General features: G+C 34.4%; 33 protein-coding genes. 29 read left to right on the top strand and 4 right to left on the bottom strand.

The features are described from left to right. Nucleotide 1 precedes the first annotated feature (1 nt). From IGI72_RS18315 to IGI72_RS18220, 20 genes are all read left to right on the top strand, one after another. Nucleotides 2–715 carry a hypothetical protein gene (locus IGI72_RS18315; protein WP_438755212.1) on the top strand — a complete coding sequence of 238 codons (714 nt, stop codon included), beginning with the start codon at nucleotides 2–4 and terminating at the stop codon, nucleotides 713–715. Nucleotides 716–794: 79 nt separating this feature from the next. Beyond that, nucleotides 795–1055, top strand: a complete 261-nt coding sequence (locus IGI72_RS18310) for a hypothetical protein (RefSeq protein ID WP_413155960.1) — start codon at nucleotides 795–797, stop codon at nucleotides 1053–1055. Next, on the top strand, nucleotides 1052–1573 hold the full coding sequence (locus IGI72_RS18305) for a DUF6036 family nucleotidyltransferase (protein ID WP_438755210.1): 522 nt from the start codon (nucleotides 1052–1054) through the stop codon (nucleotides 1571–1573). Before IGI72_RS18310 ends, IGI72_RS18305 begins: the two co-directional genes overlap by 4 nt. A 63-nt stretch (nucleotides 1574–1636) precedes the next feature. After that, entirely contained in the window at nucleotides 1637–1921 is a 285-nt protein-coding gene (locus IGI72_RS18300) for a hypothetical protein (RefSeq protein WP_438755208.1), read from the top strand. An 8-nt stretch (nucleotides 1922–1929) separates the two neighbouring features. Beyond that, nucleotides 1930–2127 carry a DUF4236 domain-containing protein gene (locus tag IGI72_RS18295; RefSeq protein WP_086373352.1) on the top strand — a complete coding sequence of 66 codons (198 nt, stop codon included), beginning with the start codon at nucleotides 1930–1932 and terminating at the stop codon, nucleotides 2125–2127. 16 nt (nucleotides 2128–2143) lie between these two features. Next, nucleotides 2144–2482 carry a hypothetical protein gene (locus tag IGI72_RS18290; RefSeq protein WP_438755206.1) on the top strand — a complete coding sequence of 113 codons (339 nt, stop codon included), beginning with the start codon at nucleotides 2144–2146 and terminating at the stop codon, nucleotides 2480–2482. Between the two features lie 237 nt (nucleotides 2483–2719). Beyond that, nucleotides 2720–3595, top strand: a complete 876-nt coding sequence (locus IGI72_RS18285) for a hypothetical protein (protein WP_438755204.1) — start codon at nucleotides 2720–2722, stop codon at nucleotides 3593–3595. Between the two features lie 307 nt (nucleotides 3596–3902). Next, nucleotides 3903–4274 carry a hypothetical protein gene (locus IGI72_RS18280; protein WP_438755203.1) on the top strand — a complete coding sequence of 124 codons (372 nt, stop codon included), beginning with the start codon at nucleotides 3903–3905 and terminating at the stop codon, nucleotides 4272–4274. Between the two features lie 321 nt (nucleotides 4275–4595). Beyond that, nucleotides 4596–4814: a hypothetical protein gene (locus IGI72_RS18275; RefSeq protein WP_438755201.1), complete on the top strand. Its 219-nt coding sequence runs from the start codon at nucleotides 4596–4598 to the stop codon at nucleotides 4812–4814. A gap of 55 nt (nucleotides 4815–4869) precedes the next feature. Continuing rightward, complete coding sequence (locus IGI72_RS18270; protein ID WP_438755199.1) at nucleotides 4870–5433, top strand: hypothetical protein; 564 nt, start codon at nucleotides 4870–4872, stop codon at nucleotides 5431–5433. Between the two features lie 1517 nt (nucleotides 5434–6950). Further along, nucleotides 6951–7460, top strand: coding sequence for a hypothetical protein (locus IGI72_RS18265; protein WP_438755198.1), 510 nt, complete (start codon nucleotides 6951–6953; stop codon nucleotides 7458–7460). Between the two features lie 181 nt (nucleotides 7461–7641). Beyond that, nucleotides 7642–8091, top strand: coding sequence for a dUTP diphosphatase (locus IGI72_RS18260; RefSeq protein WP_438755358.1), 450 nt, complete (start codon nucleotides 7642–7644; stop codon nucleotides 8089–8091). Then, a complete protein-coding gene (locus IGI72_RS18255; RefSeq protein ID WP_086373362.1) occupies nucleotides 8081–8281 on the top strand; it encodes a hypothetical protein in 201 nt (66 codons plus the stop codon). The genes IGI72_RS18260 and IGI72_RS18255 overlap by 11 nt, the downstream gene beginning before the upstream one ends. Further along, a complete protein-coding gene (locus IGI72_RS18250) occupies nucleotides 8278–8937 on the top strand; it encodes a dTMP kinase (RefSeq protein WP_438755196.1) in 660 nt (219 codons plus the stop codon). The genes IGI72_RS18255 and IGI72_RS18250 overlap by 4 nt, the downstream gene beginning before the upstream one ends. Then, nucleotides 8934–9332 (top strand): hypothetical protein, encoded by a 399-nt coding sequence (locus IGI72_RS18245; protein ID WP_139843259.1) that lies wholly within the window; start codon nucleotides 8934–8936, stop codon nucleotides 9330–9332. Before IGI72_RS18250 ends, IGI72_RS18245 begins: the two co-directional genes overlap by 4 nt. A 20-nt stretch (nucleotides 9333–9352) precedes the next feature. After that, nucleotides 9353–9847, top strand: coding sequence for a hypothetical protein (locus tag IGI72_RS18240; RefSeq protein ID WP_086373365.1), 495 nt, complete (start codon nucleotides 9353–9355; stop codon nucleotides 9845–9847). Nucleotides 9848–10036: 189 nt separating this feature from the next. Next, the gene (locus IGI72_RS18235; protein ID WP_438755194.1) at nucleotides 10037–10831 is read left to right on the top strand and encodes a hypothetical protein; all 795 of its coding nucleotides are present in this window, start codon (nucleotides 10037–10039) and stop codon (nucleotides 10829–10831) included. Continuing rightward, nucleotides 10797–11063 carry a hypothetical protein gene (locus tag IGI72_RS18230; RefSeq protein ID WP_438755193.1) on the top strand — a complete coding sequence of 89 codons (267 nt, stop codon included), beginning with the start codon at nucleotides 10797–10799 and terminating at the stop codon, nucleotides 11061–11063. The genes IGI72_RS18235 and IGI72_RS18230 overlap by 35 nt, the downstream gene beginning before the upstream one ends. A gap of 31 nt (nucleotides 11064–11094) precedes the next feature. Beyond that, nucleotides 11095–11289 carry a hypothetical protein gene (locus IGI72_RS18225; RefSeq protein WP_086373368.1) on the top strand — a complete coding sequence of 65 codons (195 nt, stop codon included), beginning with the start codon at nucleotides 11095–11097 and terminating at the stop codon, nucleotides 11287–11289. Nucleotides 11290–11346: 57 nt separating this feature from the next. Next, complete coding sequence (locus IGI72_RS18220) at nucleotides 11347–11742, top strand: hypothetical protein (RefSeq protein WP_438755191.1); 396 nt, start codon at nucleotides 11347–11349, stop codon at nucleotides 11740–11742. Here IGI72_RS18220 and IGI72_RS18215 read toward each other — a convergent pair. Next, entirely contained in the window at nucleotides 11733–11978 is a 246-nt protein-coding gene (locus IGI72_RS18215; RefSeq protein WP_086373370.1) for a hypothetical protein, read from the bottom strand. The genes IGI72_RS18220 and IGI72_RS18215 overlap by 10 nt on opposite strands. A 251-nt stretch (nucleotides 11979–12229) precedes the next feature. On the opposite strand from IGI72_RS18215, the gene IGI72_RS18210 reads away from it, so the two are divergent. The 8 genes from IGI72_RS18210 to IGI72_RS18175 all read left to right on the top strand — a co-directional run bounded on the left by IGI72_RS18210 (nucleotide 12230) and on the right by IGI72_RS18175 (nucleotide 18175). Beyond that, on the top strand, nucleotides 12230–12616 hold the full coding sequence (locus IGI72_RS18210) for a hypothetical protein (RefSeq protein WP_438755189.1): 387 nt from the start codon (nucleotides 12230–12232) through the stop codon (nucleotides 12614–12616). Nucleotides 12617–12789: 173 nt separating this feature from the next. Further along, the gene (locus IGI72_RS18205; protein ID WP_139843261.1) at nucleotides 12790–13041 is read left to right on the top strand and encodes a hypothetical protein; all 252 of its coding nucleotides are present in this window, start codon (nucleotides 12790–12792) and stop codon (nucleotides 13039–13041) included. A gap of 48 nt (nucleotides 13042–13089) precedes the next feature. Further along, on the top strand, nucleotides 13090–13389 hold the full coding sequence (locus tag IGI72_RS18200; protein WP_086373372.1) for a hypothetical protein: 300 nt from the start codon (nucleotides 13090–13092) through the stop codon (nucleotides 13387–13389). A gap of 63 nt (nucleotides 13390–13452) precedes the next feature. Then, the gene (locus tag IGI72_RS18195) at nucleotides 13453–14955 is read left to right on the top strand and encodes a hypothetical protein (protein WP_438755187.1); all 1503 of its coding nucleotides are present in this window, start codon (nucleotides 13453–13455) and stop codon (nucleotides 14953–14955) included. Nucleotides 14956–15009: 54 nt separating this feature from the next. Beyond that, nucleotides 15010–15261, top strand: a complete 252-nt coding sequence (locus IGI72_RS18190) for a hypothetical protein (RefSeq protein WP_438755185.1) — start codon at nucleotides 15010–15012, stop codon at nucleotides 15259–15261. 74 nt (nucleotides 15262–15335) lie between these two features. Continuing rightward, nucleotides 15336–15887, top strand: a complete 552-nt coding sequence (locus IGI72_RS18185) for a hypothetical protein (protein ID WP_438755184.1) — start codon at nucleotides 15336–15338, stop codon at nucleotides 15885–15887. 117 nt (nucleotides 15888–16004) lie between these two features. Next, nucleotides 16005–16391, top strand: coding sequence for a hypothetical protein (locus tag IGI72_RS18180; RefSeq protein WP_086373376.1), 387 nt, complete (start codon nucleotides 16005–16007; stop codon nucleotides 16389–16391). 20 nt (nucleotides 16392–16411) lie between these two features. Continuing rightward, nucleotides 16412–18175: a DEAD/DEAH box helicase gene (locus IGI72_RS18175; protein ID WP_438755181.1), complete on the top strand. Its 1764-nt coding sequence runs from the start codon at nucleotides 16412–16414 to the stop codon at nucleotides 18173–18175. A gap of 410 nt (nucleotides 18176–18585) precedes the next feature. Here IGI72_RS18175 and IGI72_RS18170 read toward each other — a convergent pair whose 3' ends face one another. Further along, nucleotides 18586–18987 carry a hypothetical protein gene (locus IGI72_RS18170; RefSeq protein WP_438755180.1) on the bottom strand — a complete coding sequence of 134 codons (402 nt, stop codon included), beginning with the start codon at nucleotides 18985–18987 and terminating at the stop codon, nucleotides 18586–18588. 36 nt (nucleotides 18988–19023) lie between these two features. Here IGI72_RS18170 and IGI72_RS18165 point away from each other — a divergent pair, with 36 nt between their 5' ends. Beyond that, on the top strand, nucleotides 19024–20058 hold the full coding sequence (locus tag IGI72_RS18165; RefSeq protein ID WP_438755178.1) for a CRISPR-associated protein Cas4: 1035 nt from the start codon (nucleotides 19024–19026) through the stop codon (nucleotides 20056–20058). A gap of 46 nt (nucleotides 20059–20104) precedes the next feature. On the opposite strand, the gene IGI72_RS18160 is transcribed toward IGI72_RS18165, so the two are convergent. Both IGI72_RS18160 and IGI72_RS18155 read right to left on the bottom strand, forming a co-directional pair. After that, the gene (locus IGI72_RS18160) at nucleotides 20105–20908 is read right to left on the bottom strand and encodes a hypothetical protein (RefSeq protein ID WP_438755177.1); all 804 of its coding nucleotides are present in this window, start codon (nucleotides 20906–20908) and stop codon (nucleotides 20105–20107) included. A 20-nt stretch (nucleotides 20909–20928) separates the two neighbouring features. Continuing rightward, on the bottom strand, nucleotides 20929–21534 hold the full coding sequence (locus IGI72_RS18155; RefSeq protein WP_438755175.1) for a crossover junction endodeoxyribonuclease RuvC: 606 nt from the start codon (nucleotides 21532–21534) through the stop codon (nucleotides 20929–20931). Between the last annotated feature and the right edge of the window lie 71 nt (nucleotides 21535–21605).

The following is a 21605-nucleotide window of genomic DNA, read 5'->3' as shown; positions in this document are numbered from 1 at the left end:
AATGAACCAGTTTAAGGGGTTATTTAAGTTCTTTGGTTTTGCAAGGATAATTGTAATCGTATTACTCTTTGCAATATCAGTGGTTAAGGACAAAAGTGACAGGGAAGAAATGCGTTACTATAATGCTATAAATGGTTCAGTTACTGAAGAAAGCAGCAGTGATGAGCAAGTCACCGTAATAGTAACTGTAGATGAAACAGAAGAGTCTGAAGAACCACTTAGTAAAGAAGCTGCAGATGAAGTACTTAATGAGTATATTCAAAATTGGAATGACCAGGCAAATACTCTTGAAGGACCTTTGCATATGGAATTTGATAGAATTGAATTAAATACTAAATATAATACACCATCAATAAGATTTTATGCTTCGGGGCAATACTTGAATAAATTGAAGGAACTACAAAAACATTATGTTTCTAGGATAAACTCCCTTTCTAAGACGTCAGGCTCTAATTCAGAATGGCGCTCTGCTTTAATTAATGAAACCTTCTACGGTGGAAATACAACTAGTAAAGTTTATGACTACGCTCTTGAATTTGTAGATTTTGTAAATATTAATATTTCAGAGTTAGATAAAGTTGCTGAAGCCTATGGAAATTCCAGTCATTTTGATTATGAATTATTCGTTTCAGAAGAAGAAAATAGTGGAGAGTTTATAAGCGTAAACTTCTACGATGGATATAGACATCTTATCATATCAGGAGTCTCTATCTAGGTATATTTATCTAGAAATTGAATTTAGAAAGAATTCTTGATATAATGATGTTGATGAATAAAAGAAAGGGGTGAGAGATATGAGCAAACTAACGCTTGCTTTTCGAAAACTTAGATTACAGTATGCACAAGTAAAAGCTTTGAAAAACGATGCTAATTATGCACGCTATAAAGAGCAACGAGAAGTTTTGTTGCTACTATTAAAATCTCCATCTCTGCTTGTCTCTACTGAACGTAAAGACTACAGCAAAAACCGATTATATAAGTATACCAATGTCTTACTTGGATACTCACAAAACAAAGAAGACTATCAAATGCTTTTAAATGAGGTTAATCGATGAATGATAATATGAAGCTTTTCATGCGTAAAATGGAGAAGTTTAATGAGCAATTAGCGAATGAGGATATCTCTGCATCAGTTATACTAATTGGCGGCCAAGCAGGCCGCTTTTTATTAGAAGATTTTCGAATGACATATGATGTTGATTTTATGGTTCAGGCTATTAATGATGCTAGCAAAGCATCCACTTTTCGTGAGCTAATGTTTCAAAACGATATTGAGGATGTTACTGTGGTAGAAGTTCCGCCACTAGAGGAAATCGAGTTTCAAGATTCTATTGAATTTTCAAACTTAACCATCTACATCCCGACTATTGAATACTTCGCCATCACAAAACTATTCAGCAACCGTCCTAAAGATGAGTATGATTTAGTAAACATTGGTATCATCGATGCATGCGACCCAGAAAAGCTCAATGAGATGATTCATCTTTACAAAGGGGATGTGTTGAATGTAAATGACCCTAATGCAAATTTCAACACGTTAAAAGACTTTCTTAAGAGTCGTGGAATTGAATAATCTAAATTTTAATATAAACAACTAATAGACCAATATGGTCTATTTTTTTTAGGAGGAAATATTATGAAAAGAAATGGTATTAGGTTAAAAGGACATATTGGAACGTTTTATATTATTAAAGAAACGGAAGAATATGGAAGAAAAATTTATTTGCTGGAAAGTGAGATTTATGGAGACGATGCTAATCATGTTGTTGTAGACCAAGAGTGTAAAATATTGTATTCTAATGAATATAATGGTTTCTCAGATTATGAAGATGCTCTTGATAGCTTCTTATACCACCTCAAGCAAAAAGAGGGGGAGGAAGGAAAGAGAAGTGAATTCTGGGGGATTAGAAATGTTGACTGAGGTGGAATATGGGATTCAATTATAGAAAAAGTATTCGTGTTGGTAAAAAGAGCCGTATCAATTTAAGTAAATCAGGTGTAGGATTTAGTTTTGCAGCTGGATTATTACGATTAACAAAAACAGCTAAAGGCAGCAACCGTATGACGATGCACATTCCAGGCACTGGAATCAGTTATTCTAAAACTGTTGGTAAAAAGAAAAAATAAAAAAAGGAGTTTTCGTATGTTTGCAGGTATAGTAATCGTTTGGTGTTTAGGTATAGCTTATTGTTCTTCCGTTATAGGAATTAAACCAACATTTTGGGGGCAGATTAGAGGTATGCCTGGTGGAGCTGATGCCGTACCGCTAAGTATTACTAATGCTATAGTCATGTTAGTAATGAACTTTGCTGGAGCGTGGGTAATTTCAGATATTGGAGAAAGGCTATTAGCCCTTAATATTCCGGTTATCTCAACTGCTGGCGGATTCTTTTCAGCTTTGAGTTTCTTCTATTTTGGTATTCCAATGATGTATCTGCTTTTTGTCATAGTTGTTTCTTTTGTTAAAGGAAAGCTTTCATAGTATAAAGACCCAATGATAATTGACTTGGTCCCAAAATAAATACCCATATTGAATGATAATTTAAAATATTCATCTATAAAATGCTTGCAGATTCCCAAAAGGGTCTTTGCAAGTATTTTTTATTTAGAGCAGAACTATTTTAAGCTCATAAACTAGCCGAGAAAATAGTTGATATATAAGCGGTGTTATTATACTATTTATATGCTAGTAAAAAATAAATATAAGAGGAGGAATAGAGTGAAAAAGAAATTATTTACATTATTATTAGGATTTAGTTTTGTTGTATTGTTAGTTGGTTGTAATAGTAAAGATAAGACAGAGAATAAAACAGATGGCCCAGTTAACGGAGGACCAGCAAATGTCCAGTCTGATGGTGTAACTTCAAATCAGATTCCGCTATCAGAATTCATTGAAAGCTATACTTACTTCGTAAAAGTAGGCGCTATTGATAAATCATCGGAAATCGAGGAAATCTATAAATTTGAGGATGGTACAGTTGTTGCAGCAACGCCATACGATTATGAAAACCCAGTTACGCTTGGGGACTATTCTAAAATGAGTGATAAAGAAATTCAAGAATGGTTCGACAAAGTAGCAAAAGAAGATTATAAAGGAAGAATGGAAAGGAACGTCAGCCAAAAAGGCTACGATTTAGACGAGATTGAACCTGATGAAGATTTCTTCACCGCCGAAGACAAAGCAGCAGCCATTGCAGAGTATGATGCTAACATTGATAAATTGAATAAAATTGGCGGACTTAGAGAATACCCTTACACCTTTAATCTTATTACTGATTCAAGTGGTAACATGGTTGAAAATGAGGAAATCATCTATGAGGAAGATGTTCTTCAAACTTACCTTACTCTAGATAAAGAGAGAAACTCGTACCTTAAGCCAGCCATTCTAGAAACAAGAATGTTTTATGAGGAAATGCGCGACCCAACAAGTGGGGAAATATATGACTCTACCTTTAGTGGATTTGATGGTTCAAACCTGGGTTTAATTGTTACTAGAACAGAAGAACCATTATTTGTTCATTTTGATGACTTAGTTCCAGAATCAGACCTTTTTAAAATTGATGCTATTCATATCGAAGATGAAACTGACTTTTAGAAATCCGTCAATAATTATTACATGAAAAATTACTGGATAACAAAGGTTAAAATCATATCTGGGCAATAAAAAAATGTTAGACATATTAGCAATATTATGCAATACTATAAGTAATTAACACGTCGAGACAGCAGGCTGGGACTTTGTGAAATTCACAAATGCTCCCAGCCTGTTGGAGTTTAGAGAACTTTGTATAATCTATGTTATGTAAACTAGAAAAAAACCATTTAAAAGGTCGAAATACTTTGTGAAAAAAACTGAAGGGCATTTTACGACTTATTGGTACAAAGAAAGGAACGACTACACTATGAATTTAGACATTTCTAAGTTTGAAGGAATCATTGAAATCCTTCAAAGAGATGCTGGGCATAAGCTTATGGTTAGCAGCCAGTTTAACAATTTATTCGTGCGCTCAGATACAGAGATTGAATCCGATTTTATGCTGCGCCTAAGCAATAAAGAATTCCTTACAGTTGCAAGACTCAGCTTCGTAAATAAGAGACAAGGATACGGAACACAAGTATTTGAATGGTTGAAAAAGTTTGCCAAAGAAAATGAGTATGAGAACATTATATTTGAATCAGTATTAACAGCCGAGATGAAAGCATTCCTTGAAAAAAAAGGCTTTGAACGTCTATCTCCCGATAGCTATAATTGGGTTTTACCCCTAAGAAAATAGGTTCTCAGAGGGCATTTTAAAGGCCAGGTATGGATTAACGGTTTGCCAAATTTTCTAAAACGCCTTAGAATCACCCTGTATTTTCTCGGAAAATGGCCATGAGCGTTGATATATCAACGTTTTTCGCTGTTTTTAAGAAAGTAAAAACATTTTTTCTTCTATTATATAGTCTTTTTTTTGAAACTTTCACTCCCACAACCCTGCTCTCCATTTTTTTACCCCTATGTCTACTGCTCTACTCTATTCTATTTTATATCATTCTGGTATACTCTACTCTACTTGCCTATTTATACTACTCTATTATAGAAAGTTGGAACTAACATGGATAAAGAAATTTTAAAACCAATACGCTTCCCTGTTTTTGAAGGTCACTCTTATCTAGTTACCTACTCTAACGAGGATGCCGAGAAATTTGGGATGTATGTTAAGGCAATTGATGTTAATGACGCCATTAGACAAGTTGCAGTGCTAGTCCCTGGTTCAATAAAGATTATCGATGCAAAATTAGACACCCCTCCTCCTTCATTTTCTATTAACTAAGGGATTGACTCCTCTATTGAACGAATATATATATTGTTCATAAGGAGGAATGAATATGATACTAGATAATGAAATAAGAGACAGGCTACTTCGTTCTCAGTATGTTACCAGAGAACAACCAGAGACTAGGAGCACGTATTGGACTCCAGCTACTGAAGATGTTACATCAATTTCTGACCTAACGGCCGGTTTAGAAAGGCTTAATTTTGATTTCCTTACAGAAAGTCCGTTTTCTCAAGATTATTGGATGCCATCGGCCCCTGAGATTGTTAATGAGTTAGGAAATTCATCACTTACGATGACCGCTGAAGAAATCAGATTTGAGAGTACTGCACCTGGTTATATTGTTAATAACCCTAATATATATTCTTCATCAACTTCTGGACGCCCTATTAGTTGGAATCAAAATACCCTTCGTATAGACGATGAAAGTAAGATAAATATTTTTAAGAATGATGATGATAAATTCACTCTAGACATCAATGGTGGTTATGGCAATGTTCGAATAATACTTTCTGAAGAAAGTATAGAGAAAGTTGTCAAATCATACCGAAAAATAAGACCATTAAACAAGAGAATCCATAATTCAACGCTGGACCTTGTTAAGCCAGTGGTTTAGGAGGATTATATTAATGATTTTATTTAATTTTTTATTGAATTTATTATTCATATTTTTACCTATAGTTATACTTTTCTGGACCCTAATTCAAAAACACAATTTTGAAGAAATGAGGAAAGACTTTAAGCAATCATATGGAAATAAAGTATTTGGGTACGATTCATATGGTAAACCTTACACTCTTTTCCAAACAAACAGTCCTCGTATACAGACTATTAAATTTGTGTTATTACTATCACCTTGCCTTTTAGGCATGATGTATTGTACACGCATGCTGTTCTTAAATCCATCTGATGTACTTGATTTAATCTTACTTCTTTCATATTTGGGACTCAGTTTGTGCCTGTATATATTTTTTATGATAACAGACAGAGAAACTATCATTACCGCCTCCCAACGTAATATGAGAAGATTATCCGTTGTTTATGAGTTTAATATATATTTGCTATTACTCGAAACCAGCATTTTAGTTGCGGTCAACAGTGAATGGCTGTTAAAAGGAGTGTTCAAATGACCCCTATTATAAACTCATTGCTACTAATTTCTCTTTTCCTTTGGGCTGAGTTATTGGACCGTCATATCTCTAGAATAAGAAAAGAGCTAATATTTTCAAAGATTCAACGAACGACTTTGACAAAAGGAATATTTAACCTTTCAGATGGTAGGAAACAACAATGTGTTCTCAATATTAACATTTACCTGGGATTATTTGCCCTTTGTTTATATCTGGGAGTATACTTGAGTACACTATTTAGTTTTCAACCAGAAATAACTCCAGGTACTTTAATTGTCGTAGGTATATTATTGTACGTTGAGTTAGTAGCATTATTCTTTACTTGGTACTTCTTTCCTAGAATCAATATAGATAATCCTCGGTATCTATGGAAAGTTATTAAATCTATTCGAAGCTATCAAATTGCTATAGCTATACTGATGGTCTTAGACTTCATATCTGCATTCATCTAGCATTCCCCTAGCTGCGTGTTTTAAATTTAAGATATTAAATAGTTACTGTAACTTTTTTCTAGGGTAAAATTGCCCCTTGTTTTGGACGTGATTTATCGTTAATGTATGCGTGAGATAAATAACCATTCCTAATTGAAAGGACGTGCCTCACCTATTAGCCACTAAACCGTTAAGCAAGGAGATGAAATGATGTATACCCTTTTCCCCGTTCTACTTGAACTGATATTACTAATTTTAGTATTATGCGGTTCTAAAGGGCTTTTTTCGGTCTTAGCCGCCGGCTATTCATCTAGGATTAAAATGCGTACCTACTTTGTTAAAGGATTTTTCCAAAGTTTGGCCATCGTCATTATGCTAATCCCTGTTAATATACTGGTTGCTAGATTCAACGAGCCCTACTATGCTTCTGCTGAGCACTACTCTATCACTGAGGTAACATTACAGTATTAAGGCGGCCATCGAGCCGTCTTTTTTTTGTATATTCCTTTATTTTGGGACTAGACACTGCTATTAGTCGAGACTATCCTATCGAAGAAGAAAGGAGCTGGGCAATGGCAATCTATGAATTCAAAAAGAGTTTAGAATTCGGTAAAAAAGGCGAAGATTTCATTTGGATGTATCTTCAGAAGCAGACTAACGTGTGTAAGTTATGGGACGTCCGAAACAATGAATTTTATCAAAAAATAGATATAGATTTTATTTCGGAGTCTGAAAATGGTACTAAAAATTATATTGAGGTTAAGACTGATTCATATACGTCGGGAAACATTTATTATGAAGTATTATCTTCAGCAAATTCCGATGGATGTATGTATAAGACGAAGGCTGATACGCTCTATTATTATTATCCAAACATGTCTAAACTGTACATATTTGACTTGAATAAGTTTCGAGACTTTGTTGAATCTTGTCTAGATTGGTTTGACTTCAAAGGATATAAGAAGTCTGTTAAAAACTATTCAGGCAATGGAATGTCAACATATGAATCGATTGGATATGCTATACCATTGTCTCTCTTTCACATGATGGAACCAAAATGGATGGAAATAATCACTTTTTGATTTATCTATTTTTATTTATGTTTTTATTTAAAATTTTATTTAATAAATGGAGGATTCTTTTATGACAACTGAAGCAACCAAGAACAATTCAATGGCGATTACTGCACAAGGAAGACTAGGAAAAACCTTTACCCGAGTTTATCAAAATGAGGAGGTTTCTACCATTACCCTGAACAATACCATGATTAGTCGAGGGTTTGAAATTGCAAGAGGATGGGAAGATAAAGACATCAATATCCCTAAAAGAGCTACCGCAAGTTCAGCAGGATATGATTTTGAAGCAGCTGAAACAGTACTTATTCCCAATGACGGAAAATCACACTTTGTTCCAACTGGGATTAAATCTTATATGAATGGAAATGAATTTCTTATTTTAGCTAATCGTTCTTCTCAAGGTATCAAAAATAAATTATATCTACCTAATGGGATTGGAGTTATTGATAGCGACTACTACAATAATCCAGACAATGATGGACATATTATGTTTGCATTTATTAACGGAAATGACACTCCATACGAAATAAAAAAAGGAGACCGAATTGGCCAAGGAATATTTTCACACTACTTAACAACTGATAATGATGATGCTTCAGGAACAAGAACCGGAGGATTTGGTTCGAGTGGGAAATAATCAAGGAAAAAAATTTATAGTCATAGTATGGGCTTTACTAACTGCTATTTTAGTGGTTAAAACATTTTTACCACCCTCTCGCCCGCTCTTTTATGGAGACACTATCATTATTAAGGATGGGGATAGAGAAACTTCTATCCCTGTTTCTCAATCTATAAGATTTGAGATTTTAAAGGAGGAAAAAGAATGAAAATCATAGCTCTAGAAGGATTAGATAAGTCAGGTAAACATTCAATTAGTAATTATCTTTTTGATTCACTATGCAATCAAGGATTTAAAGTTGCTTTGGGAGAATTTCATAATTACAAATCCCCTACAGGAAAACTCATAAAAGAATGGCTTTATGGAGAATTTGATGCTGACCAGGCAACAATCGAGCTTGTTATGCTATCAAACAAGATGGCTGAACAAAGAACAATCAAGGATTTCGAACTGGAAGGTTTTGACTTTCTTATTTTAGATAGATATACCGGTTCTCAAGAAGCCTACGTAGATGCTTACACTAATCTATCAGCGAAGAATGGAACAATTGATACTGTTCCAAAGGATATCGTTAAAAGCGTTCAGAAACACTTCAGAATGCCTGATTTTACAATTTATTTAGCTGTTTCCCCAGAAATATCAATGAATAGAAAAGGTAAGCACGGTGACAATGACCGTTACGAATCTGATTTAGAACTATTAACAGAAGTACAAAACTTCTACGAAAATAGATTTGCTAAAGACCCTAGTTGGTATAGGATTCCAGCAGAAGAAAGACTTGAAACAGTGGAAACTTTTGCTTCTGATGTTATCTGCGAAATTCAGCGTAGTATGCAAAAATCAAATGATGAAGGAGTCGCATGATGAAAAGTCGAGGATTACTTTTAGATGAATTAGGCCAGTGCTGCTGGATGAAATATGATGACTTTTTAACAGCTAATCGATTAAATCCTCATCAACTATTTTTTTGTGCACTAACCGATGACGTTGGTATATGTTTTGATATTGAGTCAAATAGACAAAATCTAATGTCAGTTATTGATTTAACCCCTGATTATTTGCCTTTTCTAAAAGGACCAGTATTTCTGCTAGGAATGGATGAACATATAGAAAGTGGCGAGTTGGAGCCGAAGGATTTATCTTTTCAATCCTTGGCCCCACTATGTAATACAATATCTAAGTTTTGGCATCAACGGGTTGATATGAATATTATACTAGATATCGCTGAGGGGCTACGCCCACCATTGGTCTTGATATAAAAAGAAAAGGAAGGTGCGGAATGCAAGTCAATGTTTCCGAATCCCAAACAAAAACACAAATACGTTCTCTCGTAAATTGCTCAAGGGCTGCTTTTGAGGAATACCGCATTCGAACAATTTCAGAAATCAGACAATGCATCCTTAATCAGGGTATGACTCCTTCTGACGCAGGATACATGCTTTCTCGCTTGGATGAACTGTACACATTAGTTCATCTTGATTTTATTGAACTGGAAAGTGAAAAAGAACGTATCGACAGTATCATAAGACAATGCGAACGTTCTAAGACTGAAGGTAGAAACGAAATTGATAGAAAAAAGAATGCTACTGTTTACCTCGAAAATTATCCTGTGCCAAATACTAACGAAACAGTAGATATGTATGAATCTTGGCGTGAAGTGTATTATCGCTATAATCATTTAAAACATTGTCTATCTATTCTCGAGAATAAACAAGACCGTATGATTACTCTATCAGGATATATGAAAATTGACGCTTCATTTACGAGAAACTAAAAAGACCTACCCTTTGGACAAGTCTTTTCAGAATACTATAATATTTTTGTTTCGACCAAAAAACAAAATATACTGGAAGCATTTATGGTACTTCCGGATAACAACCTTATTGTACTACATCGGTAAATTCAAATGCAATGAATTTGCAACTATTTTTTTCAACTTTTTAAATACAAGGAGAGTTGCTATATGAAAGAAATCCTACCTCCTCCCCCACCTCCAAAAATCTGTACTCAAGATATTTTCATGAAATGTGAAAATAATTCTCTATGCCAATTTTGCAAAGGTTGCTCACTTTATAAGAATAAATCAGAGGAAAAACAACGCAAAGATTATGCAAAACAAGAGAACAAGAAAAATCGTGTTAACGACGATATCCATAAAGTTCATAGGAAGATGGGGATGGATTTGGAGAAAAAGGTGCAAGACCAATGGAATTCCTCCTTTAATAAAAAGAAGAAGAAAAAAGTAGCAAAACCTTCTTTTGGTTTAGAGGATGATGAAATTGCAGAAGAAACTTCTAAAAAAGAGTCACCCGCTCCCCTTTCCTTTAATCCTTACGTGAAGAAAACCAAATTGAAACAAAATAGCTCTACATATGGCTATTCCAAAAATAATGAGGCTAAACGCCAGGTTAATTCAGGAGCTATGTGGTTCGCCAAGGGCGATATCAAATTGGAACATGCTCTTATGGAAGTTAAAGAGCGAGGGACGGTAAATGGACGTGGTGAGAAGACAATTTCTATTCCCAAAGATTGGTTGGTTAAACAAGAATCAGAAGCTTTGCAAGAACAAAAAGATTTCTGGTATCTTCCATTTGCATACAAAAATGATGACCGGATTTACCTTGTAAAACCTTATGAGCAAGAAATCTCTATGATTCAGGATTTACGCAAACTCGAAGAAGAAAAAGAAGTGCTACTAAAAGAGATAGAAAGGCTGAAACAAAGTGGAAGAAAAAACAAGAAAACAACTTTTGATTGAAACCTATGAGGATGTAGTTAAAAGAAAAGGTAAAGTTACAAAATTAGCTATGTATGTGACTCAACCTGGAGGTGGCACACAATTAATTGAAGATACGCTAGAAGATTTTAAAGATGAAAATGGACTCAACAATTTAGATAAGCGTATTAACTATATTAAATCTAGATATGATGACTCCCTTCGCATGGAAGGTGTAGCAGAAATAGCCATTTTATCTGTAATGATGTTTTAATATCTGTTGATAATAGAAAGAAGGAATCAGAATGTTAATGCCTAATGATGATTATTATAGATGCTCTGAATGTAAGAGTCACCTTTTTGAAAAGCATGCAGTATTTTGTTTAAGCAAAAAGAGTGTTGTATCAGAAGTACCAAATTCAGTTGAAGTGATTGAAGAACGTATTCAATATAAGTGTTCTAAATGCGGTCAATTTGCAGCAGAAAAAGAATTTAGTTAATAGATAAAATGTCCATTGATAAATCAATGGGCTTTTTTTATGGAAAGGATGATGTCAGTGAGAGCTTCTATTAGCCATACATCTTCTTTTACTAATAGAATTGCAAAAAGAACTGTACCTAGGAAGAACCCTTTATATAAAAAACCTAGTTTACCCCTTCTGTCTTCAGAAAAAACAAATTACAAGCATTCAAATAAACATAAGCTTTACTCAGACCTTGAGCTTAGAACGATAGAAAAATATATTTTAGATATCGAACTGGCCATGGGTCATTTCGCAATTTACCAAGATAGCAAGGAGCTACAAGATTCAGTAAGCAATCTAAAAAGCTGTACCATGCAATTAAGAAAATACTTAACCGATGATACAGCTTGTATGTCAGATAAATCATTAAAAGAAAATCGTATGTACAAAGAAGAAATAGGGCAAAAAATTGAAAATTATTATTCCTGAGTCTCTTTTTTCGGAAATACTTTCGCTTCAAACCAATTGTGTCGACATGAACGTTTCATACACTTAAAGGAAATTGTTTGTGCCCATTCATCTCTATAAATTGTTGTATATCCACATTCAGGACATTGTCCTTCAACGTATCTATCCTTATAGCTTTTTCCTTTTGTTTTGTACCCTCTTGAAAAGTTCTTATAAACTGGAGGAGTTTTCTCCTGATTAATATTCGTCTCACTCATAACCTACACCTCGTAGTAAGTATTGATACTATTAGTATCTAAGGTTATTTTAGAACGATTTAATACGCACTATAGCCCTCTAAATGACAAGGAATAGATTTATTATTAACGTTTTTTTAATTCTGCTGTCAACCCATCTTTAACGTAATATTTGTAATCTTTGTTGTTATATTTTCGTAACTTTGTTACAGACTTTTCTATTGTTAGAACTTATTATCTCTTTGTAAATCAAACAAGGAGGCATATTAAATATGTTGAAACTTAAATCCCTATTCAAGAAATACTTAGCAGTCACTCTGGTGTTGGTAGTCGTAGCTACTAGCGGAATCTTTTTGTTACAAAATTATCACGCTGCACTTGCGGAGACTGCTCGAGCAGAAACAAAACTAGAAGTAGCATCTAAAGCTATAGTATTAAAAGATAGCGAAATTACAGCCATCAATAAAAAAATCGATTACCTTTCTAAGCAGATTGATGAAAAAGATTCTAGTATCAAGAAAATAGAAAATCAAAAGAAACAGATAGAAGATTCAAATAAAAAAATCGAGAGTACATTGCAAACTATCGAAGAGCAACTAGCAAATACTAAAGAATTATTATCACAAAAGGACTCGGAGATTACTGAACTAAAAAAGTAAAACGCAACAAAGAATTAGCGAAGCAAAATGCTTCTTCTGCAGGAAATTCTTCTGTTGCTGCCTCCACCCCTACCTCCACTACTTCTGGTATATCTACAAACGCTTCTTTTACACATTATTTCCCAGCTAACAATGCATTACAAGGCGGCACTGTAACTGCTACAGGACTTGATTTGTGGACAACAACAATTACTGGTGGGTACCGTTACTACGATGGTTATGTTGTGGTAGCTGCTCCTCCTGCATACCCTTTTTACACCTTACTCGAAATCAACTATAACGGGCAAATACTTCAAGGGATAGTCCTTGATAGAGGTGGTGCTATTCAAGGAAGTCACTTCGATATATGTGTTTCTGACGAATCTACTGCCTATAGTTTAGGTGTAGGCTCTGGAACTATCAAAGTAATTGGTTCATTAAAATAAAACTAAGAAAGCCGGATAGGCTTTCTTTTGATTTCAGGAGGGAAAACTATGATTGTAAGAGCATCTGTAGTAGACGGGAATGTTGATGTAGTTAAAGTCGAAAACTTTGACTTAGAATTAGAAGTGCTTTATGCCTTACTGTTAGATGATTTAAAGTCAGAGAACATGAAAAATGATATTCTGGATTTTGAAAAATCATTGGCTACTTTTAATTCTGATGGTTATTTTGTCTCTTCAGATGGAAAAACCACTTTAAATTTTTCAAAAGAGGTTCCATTTGCTGAATATCATTCAAGTCACCTCTATACAACAGATATTTTTATAAAACCTACAAAAGACAAGCCATAATCAACATTAGATTTGGCTTGTTTTGTTGTATAATGGTACTTGTTTACTGAAAGGAGAAACCTTATGGAGATGGGTACAATAAAAAAGCTATTTTCTGATATATTTACGGAGGATGATATCACTCCATTTCATTTAGACGATAAATCGAACATCGATAATTCTATAATTGATTTAATAGATGAGTTAATTCTTGAAGGAATTGAAGAGAAATATTTATTTGTTGCGAGAAAGAATTACCCTAACGTAATTTATATAAATGGTTATCGGATTTTCTCATTCCCCCCTATTGTTTTACCTGGTATGATTTCCAAAGCAAAAATTGATAAGTTCATTGAAACTTTAGATAATAAGATAAGCGAAGGTGATTACCTGAATTATTTATTTACTGTTGAACTAGCTAATCCAAGCTTATTAAAATTTGCCTTAGAAGCAGTATATTCGCAGATTCCTGATGAAAAGGTCTTTGAAGTTATGGAAGAGTTTTACACAAACGTTGATTATATAGCACCTTTTATTACTGCAGAAATGTGGAAACGAATGATTGACAACCAGCCTGTAGGTAAAAAAGAAGAGTTTTATAAAGAGCTATGTAATTACTTCGGTTATGAAACCCTTCCAGAAAAAATTACTATTTATAGAGGTGTGGGTAGCGAATCTACTCCGCTAACTGCTACATACAGCTGGACAGTCAGTGGGAAAGAAGTATTAAAATTCTTTTTACATTCTCCGGATGCATCCTGGTATGAAGCCACTGTATATAGCAAAGATATCATTCACTTTTATAATGGCCGGGGAGAGGCTGAAGTATGGATAAGCCCCGATTCAGTCCATGATATAAAAGAGAATAAGCAATACGATACTGTCTTTGTACAAGATGCACTTAGCCATCGCAACTTATCAGAATTGTTCTCATTTATTAGGACTAATATTATTGATTCTTCTGCAAATATTCCGACTCATTTAGGAATAGAAAGAATGAATAGCACTAACATGTACCATTCAAACAAACATCTTACTAATGTGATGTTTAGTTCAACGTTATTGAGTCATGCATTGGAACTAGATACACAAGAAATATTAATCAGTCTATTGGCGGCTGCTGTCCATGATTTCAATCGTAGAACTGATTTTGATGCACCGAATCATGGGTATGAAAGTGCAAAAAATTGGGTAGAGGCCCTATGTATTGGTGTTAGTTATGATGACGGACTATATCCCGAAGAGTGGGCAGAAGTTGCTGATGAGCTTTCCAGCTGGTTTGATTTGGGTTTTCAAACATCAAGCCTAGCAAAAGAATATCAACTAACTGGAATGGATGCACATCTATTATTTACTATAGTAAGAATCCATGATTTAGATGACTATGAAGCATATTCGTTTATTGAAAAAGAATTAGACAGTTTCGAACACCAACGTGCGATAAAGCTACTCAATATTTTAAAAGATGCCGATGCAATAGATAGGTTAAGAATTAGTGATTTAGATGTGTCATTCCTCCGGTTAGACGAATCAAAGAAAATAATTAAACCTTTTTTTGACTTTCAGGAAAACATAACTGTGTACTAGACAAAATCCCTCCTTATGCTTGTAATTAACTATACAACAAAGGAGGGATTTACTTTGATTTCTGAAGAACTAAAAAATGACATCACTTTCGAACTAAATTTGCTTACAGAGGATAATATTAAAGAAACTTTAAGCAGAATTCATCGACTTACTGAACTTTATGCCAAGATTGTAGAATTCCCCAAATTAGAAGAAGTGGCTAAAGAGACTGGTGTGACTAACTCGATTATTGATTTTTCTCATCAGCTAACTGAGAACCTTGATAAGATATTTACGTTTGAAGCGCAAAATTTAAACGTAAAATAAGTAAAACTTCTTTATTTATTTCTAGTTTTGCATATATAATACATAAAGCAAAGTAGATAGAAGGATGAGAGGCTATGTCTGAAGTAAATACAGATACACTTGGTGGTTGGGATAATATCACTCAACTACTCAAAGAATTGGATTCAGAAGATTTAGCTGAACTTGATTTCATAATCGACGAGGCACATAAAGGTAAAGTGATGAACTATGGAGTACTTCATACATCTTTGATTTTTATCATGAAAAGTATCGGCCTTGAAACTAAATATCTTCATGATAATGAACTAGGTAGTTACTTCGAAGTGAAAATTAATGAGGAATGGGGGCAAGATGGTACCTTTTTAAGGCGAGAAACTATAAAGAATCTTATTCCTTATTTCTTGGAAGAAACTACTACGCCCTCTTCTTTTGAGAGCAAAACAGAAGAGTTATATCACCAACTTTTTAGTAGGTGCCAAACGGAGGCATCTGCTGGCAGATTACAGTATTTGATTCTTTCAAACGACCCCATCTTCAGTCAATATTCTGCTGAAGAAATCAACACAGTCTTAAATCTATTAATTGAACAGAACTTTTATATTAGAATCTCTGAAGACCAATCCAGGAACATACTTATAACATGGTAGCTCTAGCGCTTGCTAGAGCTATTTTTTTTGGGGCTTTACAATCCTACTAGTTGATATTAAGTATGAAGCTGAAGATAAATCATCCTTAACATCAAAAAAGAATGGAGATGCATTAGATTGGTAAAAGCCTATCAAGACAGATTCACCAATTCCTATGATTTGAAGATAACAGAGGATTACTTGATTTTAACATTCTCTAGAGATGATGTTGACCCTATCGACATTGCTGTGTTCTCAAAATCAGATATTAGAAAAAGAGTAAGTGTGCTTCAAAATGAAAATCAGCCTGAATTGGACTTTAGTTTGACTTATAAGGATTTAAAAATGTTTTCTTTCCCAAATGAAGCCCACGGAACTTTAGATATCACTCTTTCCTACGGTAAAGATAAAGATATTCTTATGGTAATTAATCCTGTATTAACACTATCAGAATGTGAATTATCTTTGAATGATTACGTTAATGGCGTGTTTGGCAAACGAAAAATAGCAAGAAACAAAATTTAGATACAAAGGAGCTGATAACTTTGGCTTACGCATTAAAAAGTTTCAAATCATTAAATGCCTTGAGAATTACTCTAAACGGAAAAAACTCATCACAATCATATGCCAAGTTCATGAATTTTCTCGAAACTCATCAGCATCATCAGGAAGACGACTTTACCTACTATATCCCCCTTTCACTCTTTAATGAATGGATGGAAAATTTTTCCTTTGTAACCACCATGGTTGAAACCGAAAACTCGATACGGGGCATTGAAGAACCCATCAACCTAGAGTTCCCTATAGTTAACAAACATATAGACACAATGAAGTTGACACCTTTCGCTTTTCAGAAAGTTGGTATCAGCTATTTAGTGTCTAATAAAGTTGGTATTATTGGCGACGAAATGGGACTCGGGAAAACCCTACAAGCTTTGGGCGCTGCGTACTACTTAAAGAATGAGAATATTTTAAATAAGATTATAGTTATTTGTCCTTCTGCGGTGAAATACCAATGGGCCGAAGAAGTAGAAAAATTTACTGATATGTCAGCAGTCGTGCTCGATGGTAATAAAACAAAAAGAGAAAAGATTCTTGAGGTATGGAGCAAAGATTCAACTAACTTTCTACTAGCTAACTATGAGTTAGTCCGTAATGATATTGAAGCTTTTGAATCTCTTCCTTTTGACTGTATTATTCTCGACGAGGCTCATCGTATGAAAAACAGAACCTCGAAAACTTTTCAAGCAGTAGCTAGATTACAACCAGAATACCGTTTTGCTTTGACTGGAACCCCTATGCAAAATAAACCAGAAGAAGCATTTGCTTTGATGAGTTGGATAGCTCCTGATGTGTTTGGAGGAATCACAAAATTTAGAGAAAAACATGTAGTGGTTGGTGAAAAATTTGGTAAACGCTTCGTCGATTTAGGTTATAAGAATCTTGATGAGATTCGTGAAAAAATGGCACCATTCATACTTCGTCGTTTGAAAAAAGATGTTGCAGATGAATTACCAACTATCGTTCATTCGACTTCTTATAGTGAAATGAACGCACCTCAAAAAGCCGTCTATACAGCTATTGAGACTGATAAAGCGGCTATACAGAAAACCATAAAGGAAATATACGAAACTTCGGCTAAGGCGCAGTCAGACCCTAATTTCAGGACTCCTGAAGAAGAGTTGCTGTCAGGCTTTAGGTATATGCAAATAGCTGTTTCTGACCACCCACATTTACTCCTTCAAGGTAAATCTAAAATGGCCAAAAAGTATCTTCCGCTTTTGAAAAAATGCAAAACTTCTCCTAAAATGGAAGAACTTTTTGAAACACTTAAACCACTGATTGAAAACGGGCATAAGGTAGTTATGTTTTCTACTTATACAACAATGCTGAAAATTATATATGACCGATTTTATACTCAGTTTGACCAAGAACCATATGTTATTGCAGGTCACATCGATGCCAAGCAAAGACAAGCACAAATAAAAAGATTTAGAGAATACGACGACCGGCAAATTATGTTATGCTCTGATGCTGCTAATTATGGCATCAATCTACAGTTCGCAGATGTCCTTATTAACTATGATTTACCTTGGAATCCAGCTGTGATTGAACAAAGATATGGTCGTATCCATCGCATAGGCTCAACATATGAGCAGGTAACAATGATTGATATGGTTACTAAAGATACTATTGACGAGAAAATTCTCAAAACATTAGAAACTAAACGTGATTTAAATTCCGGATTGATTGAAAAAACTGAAGAAGAAATTCGCATTATGATTAAACAGCTTGAGGAGATTGCGTGATGATTACTAATTTAGAAATAATCCAACTTGTTTGCTCCCTCCTGCTTCTTTTCGTCTTTTACTGGATTGTTGTAGCAATCGTGATGTCGGGTAAAAGAGAAAAGTTTAATAAGAGTATATATGAAAAGGAAGATGAAGAATGACTCCACTCTTGATTGTAATAACAGTAACTGTTTCTTTATGGGTAATCCTTGGTTTTTATTATTTCCACAAATTGAACAAAGAAGCCTCGTCTATCAAGAAGTCTATTCTTGAAGACAAGGCTAAAGAAATACTGCATGGAAAAACAGAAGGATGGGAATTTATGTTAAGTGGTGTAAGGACAGCGGCAGAAAACAAACCACTAATTAAATTTATCAATGAAAAGGACTCAAGACCATTCAGATTTTATACCCTAACCGCACTAAAAACTATTCTTGTGTCACCGTTCCTTCTAATCGCTGACGTTGTCTATCTCTTCTCAGAAAATCGTCCCAATACATGACCAAATCGTCTGGGATTGCTTTGTATAGTTTATCAACCGTGTCTGAAATATAATTGAAATCTGCTGGATACATTCTGCGTTTGCAATCGACACAATAAACAACATCGTTACCAGCTTTGGTATATTCAAAGAATTTCAAAATACCTGCACAATATGGACAGTTACGGCCTTGGTCTAGGAAGTTTAATGCTTCCCTGTACCCACCCTCGCCTATTATTGTCCATTCCTTTGCATCTTTTAAGACATTTTGGTAAAGCTCGATGTCTTTGCTGACCTGATTTAAAATCGTATCTTCATCATCGTACCAATTTTTTTTCTTAATAACCACCCAATCAAATCCTTTCTAAATAAATGAGGTGATACTATGGATATCGAACAACTATCTTTTTTTGATACTAACCCCTTGGAAGAAAATAAATCAACCCCTACTCCGAGTCGTCGAGAGCAACTAAGGGCTATCCGGGCCACAAAAAAGGTCGAAGAAGAAAAATATGACATTGATTTATCAGCCTATAAAGTTAACGAAGATATCGGAAAAATTTATACTAAATTCGATTGGGTTGATGGTTTTGACTTATTTCATAATAAAAGTCTTGGTGGCATGTCGATAGAGTATATGAAACAAGAGTATATGAAGAGGCAAGAATTACGAGAGTCAAAAGAGGATATACGCTTCTTCCCTTCTTCGCTTGGTAGATGTAAACGGATGATTACATACCAAATGCTTCATTACCGTGCAACACCAAAAACCGGTACTAATCTAAGCGTCCTTGAAAACGGGACGAGCTTCCATGACCGAATGGAAAAAGTTTGTAATGATATGGGTATTCTAGTAGCTCCTGAGCTATCAATAAAGAATGATGACCTCTGTATATCGGGTAGAACAGATGCAGTTGTATGGAACTTCTTGGACCCGTTGGAACATCCGATTCAAGGAGAAACTAGTACCGAAGAAGAGAAAATTGTCTTAAATAATTCAAAAGGAGAGACAGTATACGTTGGTCCTCAAGAGCGGGTTCTCTTAATTGAATTTAAATCTATCAAGGACAAGTCTTTCCATTCGTTAGGAAAATCTAAACCCAAGAAGGAACATGAAATGCAACTTCAACTTTATTTCTTTTTAACGGGTATAGAAAAAGGAATAATCTATTACGAAAACAAAAACACACAAGATACTAAAGAATATATAATAGAAAAGGATGATGCCAAAATTGCAGAAGTCCTTAAAGAAATACAAATTGTATTGGACCTAGCTAGGAAGCATGAACTTGCCCAAAGGGAATATACCCCAAACGATATTCATTGTCGTTACTGTGATTATAGAGAACACTGCTATCCTAATAGTCAGCCTTTTCGATTCGAAGATTTATTCACCCTACCTGAGGAAGATGACAATTAGAATATAACATTAAAAAAGAAGCCTCTAAAATGAGACTTCTTTTTTACTATACATAACTTTCTTTTAAGAGATACGCTAACTCTGCTTGAACTAAATCTACAGATTTTCGTCTTCTAGTGTATATGGTATTTATATGTAAGCACATCATATCTGCTATTGTACCATCACTGAGCTTGTCCCAATAATGCATCTTCAAGATGTTCCTATCAAATACAGACAATGCTTTAAATGCTTCATGACAGTGACCATTCGTCCATCTGATTGTTAAGGTATCATCATTCAGCATATCTTTATAGTATTGGTCTTCAAAAACTGTAAAGTCATCTTCAATAGCAATGTTTTCTATTAAATCTGTAAGACGGTCATTTTCAACCCCTAAAATATCTTCTGAAAATAATGTTTTCTGTATGTAAGTGAACACGTCGTTATGAAATGAATTAGATATATAAGTATCAAAATTAACTCTTACTGATTTCTTCTTATAACTATGTACTTTCTCAATGAACATCAGAACTAAATCGTCTTTGATTTGGCGCCTGTCTAGTTTATTCATCATTTCATGTTGCAGGTAATCTGTAAAAGCATAGATGCTATCGTAAATGCTCTCATTCATTAGATTATATTTCAAGCGTTCAATCACTTCGTTGTCTGTAGCAAATAATTGGAACAGTCTACGGGTAGGCTTATCTTTTAAATCCAATTTTCCATAAACCAATAACGAGTAATAATTCCCTAAGAATTTTCCTAACCGTTTTTCGTATCTATAGCCGTATTCTACAAGTACCTTTTCTAATGCTTCGCTATCTCCGTTTTTTGCCTGCAGGACCAAACTGTCGATTGTCTGACACATGAGTCATCACCCTTCTTAAATCAACTTTTTTCTTTAGTTGCCTTTTTCTTGTTTGTTTTTTTCTTTGCCCTTTTCTTCTTTTCTTTGGTATGTAATCCACCTTCTAAAAATATTTGACTACATGACCAGGCGATTCCGAGGGCATCAGCAATATCATTATGTTTTTTAAAGTTAGAAAGATAGTCTTGAAAATACAACTGAAGGACATAGAAACATTCAAACTTAGAATAAGCATTTTTCTTTTTGTAAGAATCTTTTGGGTCATAAGGTAATATGCCTGATTCTTTTACCCAGTATTTTCTCCATGCAGCAGGAATTTGTAGATAACAAGGCAAGTTGAACTTTCCAGCTAAGGTCAATACGATACCAGATACACGAGCCAGTTTCTTAAGTGTATCTGCATTATTTGACATAAATTGGTCTTCAACAGCCATTGCAGTGATGTCAAAATTCATTAGTATAGTTTCAATTTGGGCATATAAATCATAGAAGAAGTCGGGGCTATCTGCCTTGCCCTTTAAATCACCAACATAATATACTGTTTTATTTTCATCAACTACAGCTAAACCTGTGTTCGTGGTTGATGGGTCAATTCCTAGAAATAAAATAAGCTTCACCTCTTTCATTGAGAAAATAACCATTAGAAAAGTTAGAGTAAAGAGAGCAAATCATTTTCATTTAGTTTCAAAAAAAGCCC

The organism is Enterococcus sp. DIV1059_2 (assembly GCF_051713685.1).
Taxonomy (GTDB): Bacteria; Bacillota; Bacilli; order Lactobacillales; family Enterococcaceae; genus Enterococcus_D; species Enterococcus_D casseliflavus.
Note: the sequence above shows the minus strand (reverse complement) of the source record. Positions and strands in the feature narration are given on the sequence as shown.